The organism is Sutterella massiliensis (assembly GCF_016899755.1).
GTDB classification, from domain to species: domain Bacteria; phylum Pseudomonadota; class Gammaproteobacteria; order Burkholderiales; family Burkholderiaceae_F; genus Sutterella; species Sutterella massiliensis.
On the sequence record NZ_JACJJC010000053.1, the window covers coordinates 1 to 1,820 of the forward strand.

Annotated in this window: 1 protein-coding gene and 1 pseudogene; both read left to right on the forward strand. The window is 54.5% G+C overall.

Annotated features, from left to right (window positions below; genetic code table 11):
- The coding region (locus H6A60_RS11090; protein WP_205104599.1) for a sensor histidine kinase at positions 1-1,467 on the forward strand (1,467 nt) is incomplete at its 5' end.
- A 163-nt stretch (positions 1,468-1,630) separates the two neighbouring features.
- Positions 1,631-1,820, forward strand: a pseudogene (locus H6A60_RS11095) (hypothetical protein); the annotation flags it as partial.

The window sequence follows — 1,820 nt, forward strand, 5'->3', positions numbered from 1 at the left end:
ACGCTCGACCATCTGCTTGAAACGCTTCCTTCGCGCCGATTCAAGTTTGTCGAGCTTGATTATCGTCACGTTGAAGAAGACATCCGTCGTTTGCGTCCCGACTTCCTGGTGACATCGGGCTCCCTTTACGCTGCGCTTATGGGTTCTGTAGGCAGCCATCAAATTGCGACGCGACAGCCGAAAACATCACCGAAGCCATCGGAGACGGTTTCTTCTGCTTTTGTTGTCAGAGCTTCGAGCAGGTACCGGACCCTTGCCGACCTACAAGGGGCCAGGGCGGCAATTTCCGATCGCCGAAGCTTTGACGGCTGGTTGATTGCGCAGGGAGAACTTGCTAAAGAGGGCTTGGATCCCGAGCATCATTTCGGAGAACTCATCGAAACTTCTTACGGTGTTCCGGACGTGGGAACACTGGTGAAAATCGGTGCGGCAGATGTCGGCGTACTCTCGACTTGCGAATACGAGCAGCTCCTGGCAAACGGCGTCATTCGTGATGGAGACTTCCGCATTTTGGCAGAAAAGCCTGCCCATGGCGGCTGCATCAGAAGCACCGACCGGTACCCCGACGTAGTCTTTTCATCGCTGCCGTGGGTCGATGCCGAAACCGTCCGGGAAGCAACCGTATCCATACTTTCGATGCCTTCTGAGAACTTGGATTTTCAGTGGACTGTTTGCAACGACTTTGTGCCGACCTTCGAGCTGCTCCGCGTACTTTCAATCGGACCCTTTGAGGGACAGAACGACCTCACCTTCGAAGCCATCTGGAAGCGTTGGAAAACGGAGATTCTTTTGGGGATCCTGCTGTTGACGGCAGTCGTATTTCACATCGTGACGATCAATCTCCTTGTGAGGAAGCGGACCGCTCAGCTCTCTGAGGCACTTGAGGAAACGGAACGCTTTTTCCGTGAAGCTCAGGAAGCAAGAAATGCGCTTCTGACGATTGAGCGAACGAATATCGTGGCGCAACTCTCAAGCATGTTCGCTCACGAGATCAAGCAGCCGATCATGAATGTTTCGCTCTACGCGGGTGCGCTCAAACTGTTGCTCGAAAAGCAGGACCTCCCGAAAGCGGCTGAAGAGAAGGTGGCGACGATTCTCTCTTCGCTCTCGCACGAGGTCGATCGATCTGCCGCCATCGTTGAACATGTTCGCTCTTATGCCAAAAAGCGCAGCCGCAATCCCGTTCCTTGCGATCTGTCGGCCATTGCAAAGGATGCTGTTAAGACGCTGGAAGTTCGCGGCTTGAAGATCGAGAACCGGCTGCCTGCCGGTCTTTGGGTTAGGGCAGATCCGTTTGAGCTGCTTTTCGTTCTCTCGAATTTTCTGCGAAATTCAGCAGCAGCCCTTAAAGATACTGAAGCGCCGTGCATCCTTCTGTCGGCAGAGGACTCGGGGTCAACCTGGCGGCTCTCCGTTTCTGACAACGGTCCGGCGATTTCCGATGACGACTTCGATAGACTCGGCTAAGTAGGCTCCAGTTCAAAGGCGGACGGGCTCGGTTTCGGCCTCGCCATTGCGTCTGCGATCGCTGAAGCAAATGGCGGTCACCTGGAATTCGAACGTATCGAACCGCACGGTCTGCGAGCCGTGCTGGTGCTGTTGAAAGCAGAATTTCCTCCGGAGGTCAGTCATGCCGAATGAAGATGCAGGAAAACAGGTGGCATCCCTTTCTTCCTTGCACAAGGCTCAGTCTGTTGTGCGCCTTGTAGACGATGACGAGTCTGTTCTGAAGGCGCTTTCCGTATTTCTCTCCTTTGACGACTGGCAGGTGCGTCGGTATGGCAGTGCGTCGGCCTTTCTTTCGGACGACAATCTCGAGA